General features: G+C 53.6%; 1 protein-coding gene. It reads left to right on the top strand.

Going from position 1 to position 448, the window contains the following annotated elements:
- A partial coding sequence (locus HJ536_RS21060; RefSeq protein ID WP_228028849.1) for an alpha/beta fold hydrolase occupies positions 1-375 on the top strand: 375 nt, incomplete at its 5' end.
- Between the last annotated feature and the right edge of the window lie 73 nt (positions 376-448).

Genomic DNA, 448 nt, shown 5'->3' with positions numbered 1-448 from the left:
TTGACTGTATTCCAAGGTTTGATGACGCGTTGGTCGCCCGAACGGACAGCTGGTGCGCTCTTCAGGAATTGTGGCGCCGCAGAGAGGGCCCTTTTCGAAGATCCTGCCTTCCGGGCCAGCGTGAACCAAGCGCTTGTGGAGTGTTTCCTGCGGCGACCAGATGCATATCTCGCTTTCATCAATGTCTATGTCACTGATTGGAGCGAGACAATCGACCTAGTGCAGTGTCCAGTTGAACTCTGGCATGGGACCAACGACACGTGGTCGCCGCCGGAAATGTCACACGCGCTTGCCAAGCGGTTCGGTGAAAAAGCAACTCTGAAAATGGTTGAGCAAGCCGAGCACTACTCGACTATGAGCCAAGTCACCCTCTAGCTTTCAGAAAATCGCAGCAAGGTTTCCTGAAAGCGTTCATCATTTCAGGTTTGAAACGGTCCTGAGGCCGATC

Origin of the sequence: Donghicola mangrovi, from assembly GCF_013377535.1 — a bacterium.
In the GTDB taxonomy this organism is placed as follows: domain Bacteria; phylum Pseudomonadota; class Alphaproteobacteria; order Rhodobacterales; family Rhodobacteraceae; genus Donghicola; species Donghicola mangrovi.
This window is presented reverse-complemented; position numbering and strand designations above follow the sequence as displayed.